Consider the following 19,191-nt stretch of genomic DNA (forward strand, 5'->3'; position numbering starts at 1 on the left):
AGGCGAGGAATCTCATGCAACGTACATACAAAGTCGTGGATGTTTTTACGAAAATGCCGTTTGCGGGCAATCCGGTGGCCGTAGTGCTGGATGCACAGGGGTTGGACACACAAACCATGCAGGCCATCGCCCGTTGGACGAACCTGTCGGAAACGACCTTTCTGCTGCCTGCGCAGAATGCGGAGGCAGATTACCAACTGCGTATTTTTACCCCTCGGAACGAACTGCCGTTTGCTGGCCATCCCACACTGGGGAGCGCCCATGCCGCATTGGAGGCTGGCCGCGCCACGCCACGGCAGGGGCAACTGGTGCAGGAATGCGGGGTTGGCCTTGTCACGTTGAATGTCAGTGGGAGCGGTAAGGACCGGAGCCTGTCCTTTACATTACCACCAGCCCGGCACGCGGAGCTGGATGAAGCAGATATAGAGGATCTGGAGGCTATTCTGGGTGCGCCCGTGGACCGCACGGCCCGCCCAATGATGGTGGATGTTGGCCCGGTCTGGGTTGTGGCCCGGTTGAAGAGTGTGGAGCAGCTTTTGGCGCTTAGGCCGGACTTTGGGCGTTCGCAGGTGTTTGAACATCGGCTTGGCGCTACAGGGATAAGCGTTTTTGCCACGCATGGTCATGATGACGCGGATATAGAAGTGCGGTCCTTTGCTGCCTCCCAAGGTGTGAATGAGGACCCCGTATGTGGCAGTGGCAATGGCAGCGTTGCCGTGTTCCGCCACGTGCAGGGGCTTCTGCCGCCGGGGCAGGCGCACTATCTGGCTACGCAGGGGGGCTGCGTAGGCCGGAATGGTCGTGTTTCTGTGTGTGTTGGCGTGGATGGTGCGGTGGACGTGGGTGGCCAGTGTGTGACCACCGTGGAAGGCCGTCTGGCTGGTTAGCCGTGCAGGACCATTCTTTTCTAAAAAGCGCGGATTAGGAAGGGTTTTTAAAGGTCGGAGCATCCGCGCGCTGTTGCAGCCATTCCACGGCATGGACCCGTAGGGCCGAAGCAAGGGATTGGTCTGGCGCGCGGGTGGCATCAACCTGTGTCACCAGTTGTACCAGCGTGACATTCTGGTTGGCGATCATGCGTTCCAATACGGCCCAGAAGGTGGGTTCCAGCGCCACGCTTGTGTCGTGCCCGGCCAGAATCAGGCTGCGTTTGCGCAAATGTCTGCTCATGTCATGCGTCTTTCAAGGGATGCCACGGCCCAGAATGCAGCATCTCTTACAACCGGGTCGGGGTCCATGCACAGGGTGTGGGCATGGGGAAGCAGGGATGGCCTGCCCGAATTGCCAATAGCAATCAGCACATTGCGGATAAAGCGGTTGCGGCCAATCCGTTTGACAGGAGAGCCCGAAAACAGGGTCCTGAATGCCGCATCATCCAGTTGGCTGAGTGTCGCCAGTTCCGGGGCTATCAAATCTTGTCTGGGCTGGAGTTTCATAAGGTGCGCCGCTTTGGCAAACCTGTTCCACGGGCAGACGGCCAGACAGTCATCACATCCGTAAATATGGGTGCCCATCATGGGGCGCAGGTCTGGTGGAATGGGGCCTGCGTGTTCAATGGTCAGGTAGGAAATGCAGCGCCGTGCATCCATCTGGTACGGTGTGGGAAAAGCCTGCGTGGGGCAGGCGGTCAGGCAACGGCTGCAACTGCCACATCCTCCGCCGGAGGGCGGGGAGGTGGGGAGGTCAAGCGTTGTGTAGATCTCTCCCAAAAAGAGCCAGCTACCATGCTGGCGGGAGACAAGGTTGGTATGTTTGCCCTGCCAGCCTAGTCCGGCCTGTGCCGCCAGAGGTTTTTCAGCCACGGGGGCTGTATCTACAAAGACTTTAACGTCCGGGCCGAAGGGTGCTGCCTGTTTGCCTTCCCGCACCACAAATTGCGCCAGATGCTTGAGCATCCCCTTAATAACATCATGATAATCCCTGTGGCGGGCATAGACAGAGATATTGCCACGGTCTGGCTGTTGCAGGGTTGCCAGCGCATTGTTGGATGGGGCGTAGGATGTGCCAAGAGCAATAACCGTGCGTGCCTGCGGCCATAAGGCGGTCGGCTGGCTACGCTGGTCCGTGCGTTCGGCCAGCCAGCCCATTTCTCCATGATATCCGTTTGCCAGAAAATCCTGCAAACGCTCACGTACCTCCGGCCCCAGTGCGGCAGGGCAAAAGCCAATGGCGTCAAACCCCAGTTCCAGCGCCTTGTTGCGAATGCGTTCGGCAAGGCGGCTGGCCGGGTGTGCCGCTGGCTGCGGTGGCGGAGGTTTGGCCTTTGTCATGGTCAGGTCAGTTACCCGGGTTGTCTGAACGGGTGCTACGGTATGGGGGGAATGAGCGGTTGTGGCATCTCATCCTCTGTCCAGTCCTGTGCGGCCCATTCGGCCCGCATGGTGGCGGCGGTTGCGTCCAGATTTTTGTCCATGATGGCCTGACGGATCTGGCGCATGAGGCGCTGGTAGTAGGCAATATTATGCCACGTCAGCAGCATGGGGCCTAAAATTTCGTTCGCGCGGAACAGGTGGTGCAGATAGGCGCGGCTATGGCGCGAGCAGGCCAGACAGTCACAGTGGGGGGAAATGGGGCGTGCATCCGTAGCGTGGCGGGCATTGCGCAGGTTGAGTGTGCCCCGCTCGGTATAGGCGCGTGCGGTGCGGCCTGCACGGGTGGGCATGACGCAGTCAAACATGTCCACACCACGTTGCACACTGCCCAGCAGATCATCGGGGGTGCCAACACCCATAAGGTAGCGCGGCTTATCAGCCGGCATGATCGGGGTTGTGGTATCCAGCGTTGCAAACATGAGCTCCTGCCCCTCGCCCACGGCAAGGCCACCAATGGCGTAGCCTTCAAACCCTATATCGGTCAGGGCTTTTACGCTCTCGGTGCGCAGGTCGGTTTCCGTGCCACCCTGCACAATGCCAAACTGGCCATAGCCCGTGCGCTGCACATAAGCCTCGCGCGAGCGGGCTGCCCAGCGCATGGACAGGCGCATGGACGCTGCAATGGCCTCGGGTGGGGCTGGCAGGGCGGGGCATTCGTCAAAACACATGGTGATGGTGGCATCCAGATCATGCTGGATGCCGGTGGAACTCTCCGGTGTCAGCCGGTGTTCGGAGCCATCAATATGCGAGCGGAAGGTCACACCGTCCTGGTCCAGCCGCCGCAGCGCCCCGAGCGACATGACCTGAAAGCCCCCCGAATCGGTCAGGATCGGGCCGGACCAGTCCATAAAGCGGTGCAGGCCCCCCAGTGCCCGTACCCGTGCAGCACCGGGGCGGAGCATAAGGTGGTAGGTGTTGCCCAGCACAATGCCCGCACCGGTGGAACGCACGGCGTCCATGGTCATGGCTTTGACCGTGCCAACGGTGCCTACCGGCATAAAGGTGGGCGTGGCCACGGGGCCGTGGGCTGTGTGCAGCATACCTGCGCGGGCAGCGCCATCCGTGCTTTCACAGGTCCAGTGGAAACGACTCATCGGGTGGTCCTTGTGGGGTGGTCTTGCAGGGGAGGGTTAGTGGGCATGGATGCTGTTTGCGCAGCGCAGCAGGCAGGCATCGCCGTAGGAATAAAAGCGGTAGCCGGTCTTTAAGGCATGGGCATAAGCCGCTTTGGCTTGTTCCTGCCCGGCAAAAGCGCACACCAGCATGAACAGGGTTGAGCGTGGCAGGTGGAAGTTGGTCATCAGCACATCCACAGCCCGGAAGCGGTAGCCGGGACGGATGAAAATGGCAGTCTCGCCCTCAAACGGGTGCACAATGCCGTGCTCGTCGGCCGCACTCTCCAAAAGGCGCAGGGTGGTGGTGCCAATAGCAATAATACGCCCCCCCGCAGCCCGTGTGGCGTTAATGCGCTCGGCTGTTTGCGGTGTGATGACCCCGTGTTCTGAATGCATGTGGTGCTGGGTAATGTCGTCCGCTCTGACGGGTAGGAAGGTACCAGCCCCCACGTGCAGTGTAAGCGTACACCGCTCGGCTCCTGTTGCATCCACTGCCGCCAGCAGTTCGGGCGTAAAGTGCAACCCGGCGGTGGGGGCTGCTACAGCGCCTTTGTAGCGTTCAAAAATCGTGGCGTAGTCCTTGCTGTCCTGCGCCGTTGGTCCATGAGGTCGATGAATATACGGGGGGAGAGCCAGCGCACCGGCTGCCTGCAAAAACGCATCAAACGCATCTCCCTCGCAGGAAAAGCGTAAGCAGGCACCACCGCCGGGTTCGAGCGTAACAACCTGCGCCGTCTCCACCGAGTTGGGGAAGGTGAGCGTGTCTCCCACCTTCAGGCGGCGGGCGTTGCGGACCAGCACATGCCATGTGCCATCAGGCCGGATCTGGTCCAAGGTAATGCCAATTCTGGCTTCCCCCCGCAGGGCATGGAGTTGTGCGCGAATAACGGCCGTGTTGTTGGCGACCAGCAGGTCCCCCTTGCGCAGCAGGTGTGGCAGGTCACACACATGGCGGTCTACCAGCGTGCCGGGTGTTGTTGCGTCCAGCAGACGGGCAGATTCACGCGGGCGGGCGGGCTCCTGCGCAATCAGGGCCTCGGGGAGGTGGAAGTCAAAATCTTCGGTGCGGTTGCTCATGGTGTGCCGGGTTTACGCAATAGGATGGCGTAATGCCAGAGGGAAAGGGAGGGCAGCCTCCACCCCATAGGGCTTGCACAGATGACCGCGCAGGGCCAGATTCGCCCTGAAGAAGCCAGAACAGTCCTCGTCTGGCACACAGTTTATGTAAGGAGACGTCCCAGCATGTCCTATGCTTTGCTTGATGCGGCCCGTGTAGCCAAAGCTGCTGGTGTTTCGCTTGGTGTGCTTAAAACCAGTGCAGAAACATCTGAAACCCACGTGAGAAAGGTGATCATGATCGAGCGGATTGAAGCGCTGGCTACGGCCGCAGCCGAATCCGGTGAGCGTGTTACCCTGACATCCGAAGAGTTCTGGCTGATCAGCAAGAACTGGTAACGGGGAGTACCTGTTATGGCGTTTGTTCTGACAAGTCCGGCCTTTGCCAATGGGGATGTGCTGCCACAGGCTCAGGTCTATAATGGCATGGGCCAAAACGGGCAGAATCTTTCTCCCGCACTGCAATGGCATGGTGCCCCACAGGGGACCAAAAGCTTTGTGGTCACGGTTTATGACCCCGATGCCCCAACAGGTTCCGGCTGGTGGCACTGGGTTGTGGTTAATATACCCGCCACCACAACGTCCCTGCCGGAAGGGGCTGGTTCAGGCAAGGCAGGTCTGCCGGAAGGGGCTATGCAGGTCAGGACCGACTTTGGCGAGCCCGGTTATGGGGGCGCTGCGCCACCAGCGGGGCGGGTGCACCGTTATGTCTTTACGGTTTATGCGCTGGATGTGCCCACGCTGGATGTTACGCCAGATGCCAGCCCGGCTCTGGTCGGGTTTATGGCGCACCATCATCAATTGGGATCAGCCAGCCTGACGGCTCTTTACGGGAGCCGTTAAACCCTCATCCCGCGCCTGAACGACCAGCTTGTAACGGGCTGGCCGTTCAGGTTTTGGGCTGGCTGGGTTTTGGAACCCTGCGTGGTGTATGGACTGCCAGATCATGCAGCACATCTGCCTGTGATATGGGGGCGGCCGCAGACGTCACAGTTTTTGCAGGCATGACCAGAACGGCTGGTCCCTCGTTTAGAAAGCGGATGGAAAGCGCACTCCATCGGGGCAGAATGAAGTGCCGTAGCATCTGCGCCAGCGCACAGCGGTCCATTGCGGTATGGACCGCACTTTGCGGCGTATAAACCGTGTTCAGATAATCGCTCATAAAAGCAGCAATGGCGGGCAGGCGATCTGGCTCGCCAAAATACGCCATGTCCGTGCCAATGTCCCACGGGGTGCCACTTGTCTGCTGGCCCTCATGGTTGAACAGTGGGAGGTCAAACCCGTAGGTGGCCGTGTTTTTGAGCGTACGGAGCAACGTAGCTGTGTTGGTCGGAAAATACCCAGCACAGTCCCCCGTCATGACCGGGCAACGGAATTGGGCCACAACGTCTGGCAGGATGAGGTAACGCAACGCCGGTTCCAGCGCTGCGTCCTGCAACGCGGTGGTGCCGTGGCCAAAGCTCAGGCGCAGGCTTGTGGCGTAGTGTTCCAGCCATTCGGCCACCGTGCGTAAAAAGGCCAGTTGTTCCGTATTGGGGTTGGCCACACCAATGCAAAGCTGCACAGGTCCGGCGGAACGGTCTTCCCGGTAAGCATGGAGCAGGGAGAGGATAAGTCCCGGCAGGAGATGGAAGTGCGTACTATCGCACGCAAAAACCAAACACAATGCAGGCGGAGTGTCCGCCGGGCTGAATTGCCACACCCAGCGTGACACGCCTGTGCGGTCGGGTACGGCGCGGCTGGCCAGCTGGCTGCATTCCTGCGCTCCCAGCCACGAGAAAATACCCATATTCTCGGGTAAAGGTACGGCCCCTTCCTGTAGGGCCAGACGGCGGGCAATGGCATAGTGCGTGTCTGCCTCAGCCCGAAGGCCAGCCAGCCAGCTTGTGTGCCCCATGGCGGTTTCTGTCCACCAGCTCAGGCCATTCAGCCGGGCCTCACTTTCCAGCAGTCGCAGATCTTTGGTGGTATCCATCCTCTGGTATGCGTTCTGGAAGAGTGTTGCGTAAACCTGACGGATATCCATGCTGTTTTTGGAAGATAGTCGCATGGGTACAAGAAGTGTGTCGAACCGCTCGTCAAAGGTTGGCAGGTCGTAGTCATACAGCATGTCAGGCACAAGCAGCAGCGCGTCTTCTCCCTGCCTCAGGCGGGTCAGAAGTGTGGGGAGCGTGGCGGTAAAGTCCTGCTTTGGGTAGCGTTCCTGCAAGGCGCTGGCCAGTAGGTCAGCCGCGTGTGCGTGGTCATGCATACGCAGGGCTATAAGTGCCTGTAGCCACAGCAGGTCTGCCATTGGGGCAAAAGACTGGGCATAGGTTACAAACTGGTTGCCCAGTTCGCCTTGCCCAAACAGGCAGCATATCTGGGCCAGAGTGATGCAGGGCGCTATGGCGGAGGGTGTGATGCTGAGCCTGAGAACCTGCTCGCGCACGTCTTCCACACTCACCCAAGGGCTGAGCGCACGGCGGAAGGCCCCGACCTCCAGTAATTCGGTTATGTTGTCCAGCAGCTCATCAAGCGCGCGGGAGGGGCAGGCCGTCAGGGTGACCTTTTGGGGGGCGGCATCGGTCCATAGGGTCAGCGTGTCGGCACGGAATTCGGCCTGCAATTGCTCTATGGGCCATGTATGCGGCCCCAGTTGCAGGTTATGGCCAAAGCAGGTTGGCTGGCCGACAAAGGTGCGGCCCTCATGCCATATGCCACGGAGCAGCGTGCGCAGCAGGTCTGTTCGCTCTGGTGAGACAAGCAGAAAATGCTCCCATGACGCACAGAGGGGAACGGCATCAAACTGGGTGGGGCTGCGGCTGGAAAGGTAAGCATTGCCCGCCCGGAGCGCGACCAACGGGCGGTTTGTCACCGTGCTTATGGGTTGTGCGCGCACAAAGGCACCACCGGGGGTGATTGCGTTATGTTGCGTGTCCAGCACAACAGGTGTGGTGGTGCGGGTTGTGCCCGCAGCGGGGCTGAGGGGGTGCAGGTGTCGCCCGGTAAAACCGACCAGCGCACCATGAAATGAGAGAAGATGAAACACCATGCACCCCGGTCATATCAAAGTGGTAAACCCGGTAAAATACCTCTGAAATAGAGCTGTTTTACCGGGGGACCTGTTCAGGATACTGCTTCAAGCAGGGCAGGGAGATAATGCTCAAGCTTGACGCGTACAGGCATGAGGTATGCGCTCCCCTTGTCCTGATTCAGTTCACGCAGGACAGTCTGGGCAAAAGCGATGTTGGATTCAAGTGTTGTGGAAAAATCCTTGGGGAACACAATATGGTTTGTGGTCTCCCAATAGGAGCGGGAACGCGGACCAATAACGGGGGATAGCCCCCAGAACACATCCTCGCCCTGTAGCCATTCACGGCACAGATCAAATAGCTTGTAGTCAAAAACCGGCTGGGTGAAAAAACCGCTGGCTCCGGCTTCTTTTTTCCGTGCTATGTCCTCCAGCTCTTTCCATGGCGCACGCCGGTAGGGGTCGAATGCGGCATAGACCCGCAGATGCGGCGCTTCCTTGCGGTAACGACGGATAATGCTTTCCGTGCTGTTGGGGTATGTACGCATGGACAGGTCGGCAGGCGGGTCCCCATGTACGACCAGAATTTCTTCCAGCCCCGGCTGCTCCGCCCCTGGCAAGGGGGCATGGGGGGCAATGTCTATTGCGCGGATATGGGGGATCACGCGGGGGAAGGTCGGGTGTAGTTGTGCTGCGGCTTCCCAACTGCGGAGGGGGAAGCGCATGAGGTCAGGCACGTTGAGCGTATCCGCTACGGGAAAAACGGTTTTGACCGTTTCCACATCCTCCGCCAAAGATTCGGCAGAGCGGGGGATCAGTTCAACGCATAGGCGGTTCAGGCTCATTCGGTTTTTCCCTCAATCTGCATCTGTGCCGCCGTCAGTGTGTTTTTAAGCAGGCAGGCAATGGTCATGGGGCCAACGCCACCGGGCACGGGGGTAATGCGTCCGGCTACCTTTACGGCTTCATCAAACGCCACATCACCAACAAGGCGGGTTTTGCCGCTTTCAGTCTGGGTGCGGGTAATCCCAACGTCAATAACTGTAGCACCGGGCTTGATCCAGTCGCCCTTTACCAGTTCCCGGCAGCCGGTCGCCACCACCAGAATATCGGCCTCGCGCGCAACGGCGGCTGTGTCCCGCGTGTGGATGTGGGCAACGGTTACTGTGCAGCCTTCGCCCAGTAGCAGCAGGGCCATGGGTTTGCCCACAAGGTTGGACGCACCAATGACCACGGCATGGAGGCCGGTCATATCGCCCAACTGGTCGCGTAGCAGCATAAGGCAGCCGAGTGGGGTGCAAGGCACAATACCGGGCAGGTTGACCGCCAGACGGCCCGCATTCACTTCCCCAAGGCCGTCCACATCTTTTTCTGGCAGAATGGCGTTGGTAATGCGGCGGGCGTCCAGCCCTTTGGGAAGGGGAAGCTGCACCAGAATACCATGAATTTCCGGGTCCGTGTTCAGCCGCTCTATCAGGGTCAGCAGTTCGGTTTCGGACGTGGTTTCGGGCAGCATGTGCATGAAGGAGCGCATACCCGCATGGTGGGTCTGAATGGCTTTATTTTTGACATACACCTCGCTGGCCGGGTCATTGCCGACCAGAATAACAGCCAGCCCCGGAGTCACGCCGTGCTGTTCGTGGAGGGCCAGAACATCCTCGCGGATCTGCTGGCGCACAGTGGCGGCAAAAGCCTTGCCATCAATCAGGGAAGCCTGATGTTCGGGGGGGAGGGAGGAGGATGTGCTCATCAGTTCGTAATAACTTCGTATAGCATACATTATACGAAGTTATACGAAGGATGTGCTCATCAGTTCTGTGCCGGTCCGGTCGCGTAAACGGGTGGGAAAAGATCAGGCGGGCATACGCAAAAAAACGCGTGACGACAATGTTTCTGCCGCGTGCCCGCAGTATGGAGGCAGGCACCTGTGGTGCCTGAAGGACTATGGAGCCTGAGCGCTGTTGTCCTGCCGGTAGGGTGTCAGAGTGTTCAGGTGCTCGGCTTCGGCCAGTATGGCTGGTCGCTCGGCCTGCAAAAAACGGTCCACCGCATTGTACAGTCCCGGGCTTTGTAACCAATGGGCGGAATGGGTGAGGGTAGGCTGGTAACCACGCTGGATTTTGTGCTCACCCTGCGCGCCAGCTTCCACCCGTTGCAGGCCATGGGCAATGGCAAAATCTATGGCGCGGTAATAGCAGAGTTCAAAATGCAGGAATGGCCAGTTGCCCTCGCAGCCCCAGTTGCGGCCATACAGCGTATCTGTTCCCATCAGGTTCAGTGCGGCGGCGACCGGGGTTGTTCCATTCCGTGCCAGCATAAGCACAACACGTTCCCCCAGACGTTGGGCCATAAGCGGGAAGAAGTCGGGCGTTAGGTAGGCATTGCCCCATTTGCGGTCGATGGTGTTCTGGTAAAACTGGTAAAATGCCTGCCAGTTCGCCGGGGTTATACTGGCTCCTTGCAGGACATCAAATGTGAGGCCCGCACTGTTGGCGTCTCGCCGTTCGCGCTTGATGCTTTTGCGTTTGCGGGCGGAAAGGGTGGCCAGAAAGTCGTCAAACGACCCATAACCCCTGTTGTGCCAGTGGTATTGCAGACCAAGGCGGGGGAGCCATCCATGCTGCGCCAGAAGTGAACTTTCCGCCTCTGTGCAGAAGGTCACATGTGCAGAGGATACACCAGTATCCGCGCAGATCTGCCGCAGAGCGTCCGCCATAACGGCCGTGGTCTCAGGTGGTGCGTCGGGGTGTGTCAGCAGTCTGGGGCCGGGGGCTGGTGTAAAGGGAACAGCAATTTGAAGTTTGGGGTAATAATGGCCACCAGCGGCTTCAAACGCGCGGGCCCAGCCCTGATCAAAAACGTATTCGCCCCACGAGTGGCCTTTAAGGTACGCGGGGCATACAGCGGCCAGCCGACCATCCGGGGCGTGCAGGCTAAGATGCCTTGGTATCCACCCCGTCTCACGTCGGACGGAGCCGCTGTCTTCCAGTGCGCTTAAAAAAGCATGGCTGACAAAGGGGTTGTCCTGCCCGGCACATTGCATCCACTCCTGTGCGGGAATGTCATGAATGCTGTTATGCAGGGCAACAGACCAGTCAGCCATAGGTATATTCCGGTTGGTCAGGCGATCTCGAACAGACCTTCCACTTCCACCGGAGCATCCAGCGGCAAGGAGGGCACGCCAACGGTCGAGCGGGCATGGCGGCCTGCATCACCAAACACGGCAACGGCCAGATCGGATGCACCGTTCATGACGGAGGCGTGGGCTGTAAAGTCGGGGGTGCAGGCAATAAAGCCGCCCAGACGCACAACACGTTTGACGCGGGAGAGATCGCCCACCGCCGCTTTAACCTGCGCAATAACGTTGATCATGCTGTAACGCGCGGCTTCAACGGCTGTTTCCACGCTTACGGCGTCGCCCAGCTTGCCGGTGGCAAACAGCTTGCCGTTGTGCAGGGGCAACTGGCCAGAAACGACAAGCAGCGAACCTGTCTGAACACAGGCAACATAGTTGGCAACGGGAGCCGCCGGTGTGGGCAGTTCAATACCCAGTTCGGCCAGACGGGATTGGGGAGTGCTCATCGCGTTTTGTTCCGTTCCTTAGTAAAAACCGTAGCCTAGCAGATTAGCAGACCAGACGCAGGTTGCGCCGTGGGCGGGTGGGCTGCGTGTCATCCCCTTCGGGCAGATCCAGCGGGAGCAGCGGGTCCGGCTCGGACGTGCTGTCCTGATGGGGGCCGTCGGGCAGACGCCTGTCCAGATAGGTGTCGGACAGTGCCCTGAACACGTAGTCCAGCATGGAAGTGGCATAGGAGGCAACCGGGTCGCCCTCCACGGTGCCAGCTGGCCCAAAGCAGGAATAGGCAAAGTTTTCCACATAGGCTTCCAGCGGAGCGCCGTATTGCAGGCCAATGCTGACGGCGTCGCCAAAGCTTTCCATCAGCCCGCGCACCATATTGCTTTCCCGCGTGGGGGTAAGGGAGAGTTCGCCTAGTGTGCCATCCTCATATTCCCCGGTGCGCATGAACAGGCGGTGCCCGCCAATGGTGGTTTTTTGCGTAAAGCCGCCATGCCGTGCGGGCAGAATCCGCCGCATACCGCGTTCCAGTTTGAGGCGCACGGGGGTGGGGAGTGTTTCTGGCCGGGCGGGCATACGGTCTGCAAAGCCGGTCAATGCGCGATACATGGCCAGATGCGCCTTGGGGCCGGGCTGGGGCAGAACCGTCTCGCCCGCAAGGGCTGCGGCCAGAGCAGTTTCTACCGTAAATCCCCGTACATCCAGCCGTTGCTGGGTGCTGCTGGCCAGCCGCCCATCGGGTCGGAGCATGGAAAAAACAGGGGCCAGACCGCACGCTTCTACCCCAAGCAGCCCGTCGATGGGGTTGGGGGAGGAAAAACCGGTTTCAATCGGGGCTAGAGGCGTGTCGGTTTCCACCGCTGCTTCGTTCCAGACCGCACGCAGGGTTTCTCCCAGACCGGGCAGCACGGTACGGACCGGCGGCAGGGGGAGAGACTCCGGACCCCGTCCGGCATGGGCGGTTAGTGTTGCCAGCGCGGTAATGGCGCAGGCGGCGGCCCGGCCATCCTCACTATCATAATCCAGACCGACTCCAGCCAGACAGGCATCCAGATTGGTCAGCAGGATATCCCCTGCCGTGGCGGTCTGCATGGGGGGCGCATCTGTTCCGGCGGAGGCGGCGGGCACAAACAGGTCGGGCAGTAGCAGGTCCCCATTCCGCTGGTCCGCCTTGTTTAGGGCCGTATGGCGCAGAACCGAGCAGATCAGTTTAAGGGCAGCCACAAAGGTGCGGGCTGCAAACCCTTCCCCGGGGGAGACAAAAGCAGCCAGATTGACCACAAAGCCTGCCGGGCGGTCGAACGAGCAATGCCACACGGCCTCCACTGGAGCGGCCTGCCGTGTCAGCAGCAGCCAGACCAGAGAGCGGGCGGATGCCTCGTCCGGCGCAAGGGCGCTGATCCACTGCGATGCAAGTGCAGGCAGGTCGATCGGGCCGTCACCCGGCACAAGTTGGGCAAGTGCGGAAGCGGCGTCCACATCCCACTCTGCGGGCAGCGTAACGGAGCGAAGGGGTGCGTCCGGGTCTGCTGCGGCCTCCAGTGTGCTCATCAGCACACCGTTCCAATGGCGTCTGGCTGTTGTCATGCCTGCATGTTACTGCCGGGCGCACAGGCTGCGTAACCCGACAAAACAGCTTCGGGCGCCCGTTATCACCCTGCAAAATGAGGATATGGGGGATAACTTTTGCTCTCACCCGCTCGCGCGCGGTTGATCGACCGGTTTGCGATAAAACATGGACCGTAAGGGGCGCGGAGTCCTATCATTCCCGTCATGGCAAATTTCGGAACATGGCTGCATACGCGCCGGAAGGGTCGGCTGGTTGGCAAGGATGCCGATGGCCGCTGTTATTATGAATCAACCGGCCCGGCCCGCAAGGGTGGTGGCGTGGAGCGCCCCGAACGCTGGGTGATCTACCTGAAAGGGGAGGACGCCTCCGCCGTGCCGCCAGAATGGTGGGGGTGGTTGCACCACACGCTGGATGCGCCCATTGCCGAGCAGGAGCGCAAGCCGTGGCAACTGCCCCACCAGCCTAACATGACCGGAACAGCACAGGCTTATCACCCACCGGGCAGCCTGTACGCAGCGGGCCAGCACCCGCCCGCAACCGGGGATTATGAGGCATGGACACCGGAGGGAACGGCTGAGGCGTGATTTGCGACACATTCCCTGTTAGAGTGGTTTCTCGCATCAGGGAGTGTACGTAGTTCATGGCATCGGCAATGGCGGAAAAATCACGGCGTAGTCTGGCGGAGCTGCTGACTGGCACAGCCGTGCTGGTTGCTCTGGCGGGTATGCTGGTCGCAGCAGTAGTGGGCGAAGGGCGCAAGAGCGATACGGTTGGTTACCCGCTGAGTGCTGACTTCTCTCATATCGACGGGCTGGATGTGGGTTCGGATGTGCGGTTGGCCGGGGTCACCATCGGCACCGTGCAGAGCGAAAGTGTAAATCCGCAGACGTTCCGGGCGCATGTGGTCTTTACCGTACGGCCCGATATTCATCTCTCGGCGGACACGGCAGCCATCATTACCAGCGATAGTCTGCTTGGCGGCAAGTATATTGCCCTTTCCCCCGGAGGGGATGACAAGACCCTGCCCGCTGGCGGTAGCATCAGCCAGACGCAAGGGTCGATCAGTCTGGAACAGCTTTTGAGCAAATTCATTTTTTCCGTGACCGATACGTTAACGCGGGCCAACAAGGATGCAGCAGGCCCCTCCAATGGAGGAGGCAGTGCAAATCTGCCCTGAAACAGACATAAAACCGGTATAGTTATCATTATAGAGGCGGACAGAATGACGGCGTTGCGCATATGGCCGCAGGAGGACGGGCAGCCCGTCTCGTGTCAGGAAAAGCTGCGGGTGCTGGAAGAAAACTGGCAGGAAGTGCAGCAGGTACTTGCTGATGCGTTTGAGGATGCAGTGCTGATGGGAGTAAGTGAACAGGTTATGCGTGAACGTCTGGCAGAGCTTGTGTCCTCCCTTTCTTCCCCCAAGGTGAACAGAGCATGACGTGTTCTGTATGGGGGCGGTATTCCCGTCTGCTGCTATTGAGTGCGCTGGCTTCCGCCAGTTTTGGGGCTTCGGCTTGGGCCGTTGGTACGCCCCTTGCGCCACCTGCGGTTTACCCGGAAGGGACATGGCAAGGTAAAGGCACGGCGGTTGTGCGCGTGCTGGACCGGTTGGACGCCCATGTGGAAGTGCTGTCCGTGCCGGTGGGGGGCGAGCCCAGACATTACAAAAATCTGGATATTCTGGCCCGGCGTTGCCTCCAACGCCCACCAACGCGTGCGCCTGATGCCGCCGCATGGTTGGAAATACAGGACACGCACCCCGGTGGGGCGAGCTTTAAAGGCTGGATGCTGGCGGCCGAACCGGGTCTAGGGGTGCTGGAAAGTTCGGTTTACGATGTGCGCATGGTGCGTTGCGAGGGGGATGATATGACCCCCTTCCTGCCGCCTTTGCCCAAACCCGTAGCGCCGCCCCCGTTGCCTGAGGCTGCGCCGGTTGATGAGGGGGCGGCTTCCGGCGCTGCTCCAGCTCAGCCTGACCAACCGGGTCTTGCAGTTCCAGCTTCTCCCACCAGACCCGCTACCCCGGAGGCCAACCCGTTCCAGCCGGAGAGTGATGGGACGTACTGAGCCTCTGGTCTGAAAAGTATTGAGCATGATGTGCAGCACAACCTGCGGCATGTAGGTTGTGTCTGGCGCAGCAAACAGGAAATTAAAGAGGTGCGTTGTGTTTGGTTCCTCCTTTGCGCAGGATAACCGTTTTAAAATCCCATCTTTAAGTCAGGCAGCCTTTTTGCTGGATTTTGATGGTACCTTGGTGGACATAGCGCCCACGCCAGAGGCGGTAGTGGTGCCACCCGGCTTGCTGGATACCCTGAAATTGCTGCGTGAGGCCTGTGGCGATGCGTTAGCCATTATTTCTGGCAGGCCGATTGACCAGATTGACCATTTTCTGGGGGATGTGCCGTTTGCGGTGGCAGGGGAGCATGGGGTTGCCATTCGTCACCGTCCGGGTGGTCCCATTGAGCGGGCTGTTCTGCCAACCATGCCACAACGCTGGCTGGTGCAGGCTTCCGACCTGCTGGCAACCCTGCCGGGTACACGGCTGGAACATAAGCAGGGCGGCTTTGTACTGCACTATCGTGCAGCGCCAGAAAAAGCAGAAGTTCTGCGTCAGGCAGCAGAGCGGTGGGTGCGCGAGTCTGACGGGGCGTTTACGCTTCAGTCTGCAAAAATGGCATGGGAAATCCGGCCAACCGGGGTGGATAAAGGGTACGCGGTATCCCTTCTTATGGAAACCGCTCCCTTTGCCGGGCGTAAACCTGTGTTCGTGGGTGATGATGTAACAGATGAGGATGGCATGGCCGCCGTCCATCGTATGGGGGGCGTGTTCTTCCGTATTCCAGCGGATTTTCCAACTCCTGCGGTGTTCAGGGCCTGGTTGTCATCCCTTGTGGCAGGAAGGGGGTGAGGTATGCGGAGGCTGGTCATTGTTTCCAACAGGGTGCCAGCATTACGCGGCCGTAAACAGCCTGCAGGTGGTCTGGCCGTTGCTCTGAAGGATGCCGTCCGGGACCATCCCTGTTTATGGTTTGGATGGTCAGGGCAGCAGATCGGAGGAGATAGCGCAGACAGGCCGCTTAATGTGGATACGGTCGGCAATGTTACTTACGCAACTATCGGGCTGACCCAAAGGGAATATAACGGATTTTACCAGGGTTATTCCAACGGAATTTTATGGCCATTATGCCATTACCGTGCCGGGCTTATGAACTACAGCCGGCACGACCAGCAGATTTATGATGACGTAAACACGGTTTTTGCAAACAGCCTTGCCCCCTTGCTAGAGGATGGGGATGTGGTCTGGGTGCATGATTACCACCTGTTCCCGCTTGGGAAGGCACTGCGTCATTTAAAAGTAAAAGCCCGTATCGGCTTTTTTCTCCATATTCCCTTCCCGCCATGGAGCCTGATGCGCTCTTTGCCCGAGGCTGCCTCCCTTATGCGTGCGTTGCGCGCATACGATGTGATTGGCGTGCAGACGGAAGACGATGCACGGAATATGAATGAGGCTTTTTCTGTTCTGGGTATTCCTGCCAGGGCACGCGTCTTTCCCATAGGGATTGACCCGGACAGTTTTGCCGCCTGCGCGCGGGAAGGGCAGAGCCTGCCGCAGGTGCAACGCCTGAAGCAGGAGTTGCGTGGTATGCCGCTGATTATTGGTGTGGACCGTATGGATTATTCCAAGGGCCTACCAGAGCGGTTGCGAGGGTATGCAACGTTTCTCAAACGTTATCCGGAATACAGAGGTAAGGTGGTGTACCTCCAGATCACCCCAGTCTCGCGCGGGAGTGTGCCGGAGTATCAGAGCCTTCGTGCAGAGCTGGACCAGATTGTGGGGCATATTAACGGGACATATGGCGAATTTGACTGGACGCCTGTGCGTTACCTAACGCATCCACTCCCGCGGGAGCTTCTGGCCGCGTTTTTTCAACTCTCCAGTGCAGCTCTTGTTACGCCCCTGCGTGACGGCATGAACCTTGTTGCCAAGGAATATGTTGCCGCCCAGCAGCCGGATGACCCCGGTATGCTTATCCTGTCCCGTTTTGCTGGTGCTGCACCGGACATGGAAGATGCGCTGCTGGTCAACCCGCATGATTCGGACGAAATTGCATCCGCTCTACATATGGCGTTAAGCATGTCTGGTTCCGAGCGCAGGCTGCGTTGGGAGCGGTTGCGCACAGATGTGTGGCGGGTGACGGCAGCCAACTGGGCCCGGTCGTTTATTGCCGCGCTCTCAGAGGTCAGAACAGCATGAGAAAGGCCATTCCACAGAGCCTTGTTGCACTTTTTATCATTCTGGCCGGGTGTGCCGCGCTAGGTGTGGCATGGTGGACGCAGCACCAACTGGGCATTATGCCGTGCGAGCTGTGCCTGTGGGAACGTTGGCCTTGGCGCGTGCTGATTGTAATTGGTGTTTTGGCGCCTTTTTACCAGCCCGGTTGGGGCGGCTGGCTTTGTGGATGTGTGCGCCTGTTCTGCTTGTTGCTGGTGGTCTGGCTGTGTGCCATGCGGGGGTGGAGTGGCAGTGGTGGCCAAGTCCGTTCCCAGCCTGCCATGCCGCGCATGTTGTGGGGCGCACACTGGCGGAACGCTGGGCGTCCATGCCGCTGGTGCCTTCCAAACCGTGTGATGCGCCAACTTACCTTATTCCCGGTCTGCCTGTTTCCATGGCGGTTATGGGGGGTGTGTTTACACTTGTTGTATTCGCTGGATGGGCGGTTGGTATGGTTAAGAGCAAAAAAGTCCGCTATTTTTAAGGCGCGTTTGTCAGGCTAGGTTCTGGGCCTGCATAATAGCCTGTGCAATGGTAAACAGGCGTGCGCTGGCTTTTGTGCCGAGCTGGCTGATTTCCTCGTAGCTGAACCAGCGGACCTCCTGCGCATCGTCCCCCGCAACGGGTGTGGCAACAGCAGGTTGAGGTTCCGTGCATAAAACGGCAAGAATAAGATAGTGGAAGGTCAATGTGCCATCGGGCGCATAATGCACACTATCAAAAACATCGATCAGAGATGTTGCCTGCGCCTGTATGGAAGTTTCCTCTAGAAGCTCCCGTTCCGCTGCCCGAAAAAAAGCCTCACCTCCCTCTACTTTCCCGCCGGGAAAACCCCACAGGCCAGCATCGGGCGCATTGGAGCGCCGCACAAGGAGAAAGTTGCTGCCACGGCGTACTATGGCAAGCACACCAGCGCGCGGGAACACAGGGGAAGCATGAGCGTTCATGGTCGTGTAGTGTAGGGTGCCTTGCATACAGGTCAACCCATCTTTGCTGTAAGGCACTGCACCTCTACCCATATACGGTGTTTAATGAAACAATATGGCTAGAGCGCCGTAACAGGTTTGTTGAAAATAAAGCATAGTCAGGGAGAGTATAACGTGACGGCAGAATTCATAAATATTGAGGGTATTCCCAAACCTGCCTCGCGTGTTGCGCTGGGTACGTGGGCTATGGGTGGTTCCATGTGGGGTGGCCCGGATGATGATAATGCCAGTAAAACAATAGATAAGGCCTTAGATGTTGGGATTAATCTGATTGATACAGCCCCAGTCTATGGTTTTGGGCATTCGGAAGAAATTTTGGGCAAGGCGCTGGAAGGCCGGCGTGACAGAGTCGTGCTGGCAACCAAGGTCGGGTTGAACTGGCAGGATGGTCAGGTCTTCCGTGATAGCAGGAAAGGACGGCTTGAAGAGGAACTGGATGCCTCGCTCAAGCGGCTGCGTACGGACCATATTGACCTCTATCAGGTGCATTGGCCCGACCCCAAAACCCCGTTTGAGGAAACCGCCCGGACGCTGGAAAAAATGGTGCAGAGCGGCAAGGTTCGCGCTCTTGGTCTGAGCAATTTCTCGCCCGAACAGATGGATGAATTCCGCAAGTTCGCACCCATTGCGACTATTCAGCCGCCTTACAACCTGTTTGAGCGTGAGATTGAAAAAGACATTCTGCCTTATGCGGTCAAAAACAAACTGGTTGTGCTGGCCTATGGCCCGCTGTGCCGGGGTCTTCTGTCTGGTAAAATGACGGCCGATCATGTGTTTACCGGGGATGATCTGCGCAAGGTGGACCCCAAGTTCAAACAACCCCGTTTTGGCCAGTATCTGAATGCGGTTGAAGGGCTTAAAACCATTGCGGAACAGCATGGCAAAAGCCTGCTGGCGCTGGCTATCCGTTGGGTGCTGGACCGTGGGCCAACCATTGCCCTGTGGGGTGCCAGAAAGCCCGAGCAGATTACAGGTGTGCAGGATGCATTTGGCTGGAAGCTGAGCGAAGGCGATATGGCCGCCATTGATGCCCTGCTAAGCAAAACCATTACAGACCCGGTGGGGCCGGAGTTTATGGCGCCCCCCGCACGCTCCTGAGCTGGAGTATGTTTTACTCTGCGCCAGTGTAGGGCACTGCATCTGGCGCGGGGGAGGCATGAGAATGTTGA

The 19,191-nt window shown here is 59.0% G+C and carries 21 protein-coding genes and 1 pseudogene; 11 read left to right on the forward strand and 11 right to left on the reverse strand.

Features of this window, described 5'->3' with window-relative positions; all coding sequences use genetic code 11:
* The first annotated feature begins 14 nt into the window (after positions 1–14).
* A complete protein-coding gene (locus AGA_RS03230) occupies positions 15–887 on the forward strand; it encodes a PhzF family phenazine biosynthesis protein (protein ID WP_059022999.1) in 873 nt (290 codons plus the stop codon).
* Positions 888–921: 34 nt separating this feature from the next.
* On the opposite strand, the gene AGA_RS03235 is transcribed toward AGA_RS03230, so the two are convergent.
* Genes AGA_RS03235 through queA form a run of 4 tightly spaced genes read right to left on the reverse strand, consistent with a single transcriptional unit; the run spans position 922 to position 4,564 of the window.
* Entirely contained in the window at positions 922–1,170 is a 249-nt protein-coding gene (locus AGA_RS03235; RefSeq protein ID WP_059023000.1) for a ribbon-helix-helix domain-containing protein, read from the reverse strand.
* Positions 1,167–2,270, reverse strand: a complete 1,104-nt coding sequence (queG, locus tag AGA_RS03240) for a tRNA epoxyqueuosine(34) reductase QueG (RefSeq protein WP_059023001.1) — start codon at positions 2,268–2,270, stop codon at positions 1,167–1,169. Before queG ends, AGA_RS03235 begins: the two co-directional genes overlap by 4 nt.
* Positions 2,271–2,305: 35 nt before the next feature.
* Complete coding sequence (tgt, locus tag AGA_RS03245; RefSeq protein WP_059023002.1) at positions 2,306–3,466, reverse strand: tRNA guanosine(34) transglycosylase Tgt; 1,161 nt, start codon at positions 3,464–3,466, stop codon at positions 2,306–2,308.
* A 36-nt stretch (positions 3,467–3,502) separates the two neighbouring features.
* Complete coding sequence (gene queA / locus AGA_RS03250) at positions 3,503–4,564, reverse strand: tRNA preQ1(34) S-adenosylmethionine ribosyltransferase-isomerase QueA (RefSeq protein ID WP_059023003.1); 1,062 nt, start codon at positions 4,562–4,564, stop codon at positions 3,503–3,505.
* A 165-nt stretch (positions 4,565–4,729) separates the two neighbouring features.
* Between queA and AGA_RS03255 the strand changes: the two genes are divergently transcribed.
* On the forward strand, positions 4,730–4,942 hold the full coding sequence (locus tag AGA_RS03255) for a hypothetical protein (protein WP_059023004.1): 213 nt from the start codon (positions 4,730–4,732) through the stop codon (positions 4,940–4,942).
* 15 nt (positions 4,943–4,957) lie between these two features.
* Positions 4,958–5,446 carry a kinase inhibitor gene (locus tag AGA_RS03260; RefSeq protein ID WP_059023005.1) on the forward strand — a complete coding sequence of 163 codons (489 nt, stop codon included), beginning with the start codon at positions 4,958–4,960 and terminating at the stop codon, positions 5,444–5,446.
* Positions 5,447–5,492: 46 nt separating this feature from the next.
* Here AGA_RS03260 and AGA_RS03265 read toward each other — a convergent pair whose 3' ends face one another.
* The 6 genes from AGA_RS03265 to AGA_RS03290 form a co-directional block, all read right to left on the reverse strand.
* Entirely contained in the window at positions 5,493–7,637 is a 2,145-nt protein-coding gene (locus tag AGA_RS03265) for a hypothetical protein (RefSeq protein ID WP_059023006.1), read from the reverse strand.
* A 74-nt stretch (positions 7,638–7,711) separates the two neighbouring features.
* Complete coding sequence (locus AGA_RS03270) at positions 7,712–8,461, reverse strand: methylenetetrahydrofolate reductase (RefSeq protein WP_059023007.1); 750 nt, start codon at positions 8,459–8,461, stop codon at positions 7,712–7,714.
* Entirely contained in the window at positions 8,458–9,366 is a 909-nt protein-coding gene (locus tag AGA_RS03275) for a bifunctional methylenetetrahydrofolate dehydrogenase/methenyltetrahydrofolate cyclohydrolase (protein WP_059024618.1), read from the reverse strand. The genes AGA_RS03270 and AGA_RS03275 overlap by 4 nt, the downstream gene beginning before the upstream one ends.
* Positions 9,367–9,558: 192 nt before the next feature.
* Positions 9,559–10,719 carry a GNAT family N-acetyltransferase gene (locus AGA_RS03280; RefSeq protein WP_059023008.1) on the reverse strand — a complete coding sequence of 387 codons (1,161 nt, stop codon included), beginning with the start codon at positions 10,717–10,719 and terminating at the stop codon, positions 9,559–9,561.
* Positions 10,720–10,736: 17 nt separating this feature from the next.
* Entirely contained in the window at positions 10,737–11,198 is a 462-nt protein-coding gene (locus tag AGA_RS03285) for a RidA family protein (RefSeq protein ID WP_059023009.1), read from the reverse strand.
* A 43-nt stretch (positions 11,199–11,241) separates the two neighbouring features.
* Positions 11,242–12,780: a TSCPD domain-containing protein gene (locus AGA_RS03290; protein ID WP_059023010.1), complete on the reverse strand. Its 1,539-nt coding sequence runs from the start codon at positions 12,778–12,780 to the stop codon at positions 11,242–11,244.
* Positions 12,781–12,966: 186 nt separating this feature from the next.
* On the opposite strand from AGA_RS03290, the gene AGA_RS03295 reads away from it, so the two are divergent.
* The 7 genes and pseudogenes from AGA_RS03295 to AGA_RS03325 all read left to right on the forward strand — a co-directional run bounded on the left by AGA_RS03295 (position 12,967) and on the right by AGA_RS03325 (position 17,520).
* Positions 12,967–13,347, forward strand: coding sequence for an NADH:ubiquinone oxidoreductase subunit NDUFA12 (locus tag AGA_RS03295; protein ID WP_059023011.1), 381 nt, complete (start codon positions 12,967–12,969; stop codon positions 13,345–13,347).
* 56 nt (positions 13,348–13,403) lie between these two features.
* A complete protein-coding gene (mlaD, locus tag AGA_RS03300) occupies positions 13,404–13,940 on the forward strand; it encodes an outer membrane lipid asymmetry maintenance protein MlaD (RefSeq protein ID WP_059023012.1) in 537 nt (178 codons plus the stop codon).
* Positions 13,941–13,985: 45 nt separating this feature from the next.
* Entirely contained in the window at positions 13,986–14,201 is a 216-nt protein-coding gene (locus AGA_RS03305) for a hypothetical protein (RefSeq protein WP_059023013.1), read from the forward strand.
* Positions 14,198–14,830, forward strand: a complete 633-nt coding sequence (locus tag AGA_RS03310) for a DUF2155 domain-containing protein (RefSeq protein ID WP_059023014.1) — start codon at positions 14,198–14,200, stop codon at positions 14,828–14,830. Before AGA_RS03305 ends, AGA_RS03310 begins: the two co-directional genes overlap by 4 nt.
* Positions 14,831–14,927: 97 nt before the next feature.
* Positions 14,928–15,671, forward strand: a complete 744-nt coding sequence (gene otsB / locus AGA_RS03315) for a trehalose-phosphatase (protein WP_059023015.1) — start codon at positions 14,928–14,930, stop codon at positions 15,669–15,671.
* A 3-nt stretch (positions 15,672–15,674) separates the two neighbouring features.
* Positions 15,675–17,018, forward strand: coding sequence for an alpha,alpha-trehalose-phosphate synthase (UDP-forming) (locus AGA_RS03320; protein WP_059023016.1), 1,344 nt, complete (start codon positions 15,675–15,677; stop codon positions 17,016–17,018).
* Positions 17,015–17,520, forward strand: a pseudogene (locus AGA_RS03325) (disulfide bond formation protein B). Before AGA_RS03320 ends, AGA_RS03325 begins: the two are co-directional and overlap by 4 nt.
* Positions 17,521–17,530: 10 nt before the next feature.
* On the opposite strand, the gene AGA_RS03330 reads toward AGA_RS03325, so the two are convergent.
* A complete protein-coding gene (locus tag AGA_RS03330; RefSeq protein WP_373319897.1) occupies positions 17,531–18,019 on the reverse strand; it encodes an NUDIX hydrolase in 489 nt (162 codons plus the stop codon).
* 117 nt (positions 18,020–18,136) lie between these two features.
* Here AGA_RS03330 and AGA_RS03335 point away from each other — a divergent pair, with 117 nt between their 5' ends.
* Complete coding sequence (locus tag AGA_RS03335; protein WP_059023018.1) at positions 18,137–19,120, forward strand: aldo/keto reductase; 984 nt, start codon at positions 18,137–18,139, stop codon at positions 19,118–19,120.
* The last annotated feature ends 71 nt before the right edge of the window (positions 19,121–19,191 follow it).

Origin of the sequence: Acetobacter ghanensis (assembly GCF_001499675.1) — a bacterium.
Taxonomy (GTDB): Bacteria; Pseudomonadota; Alphaproteobacteria; order Acetobacterales; family Acetobacteraceae; genus Acetobacter; species Acetobacter ghanensis.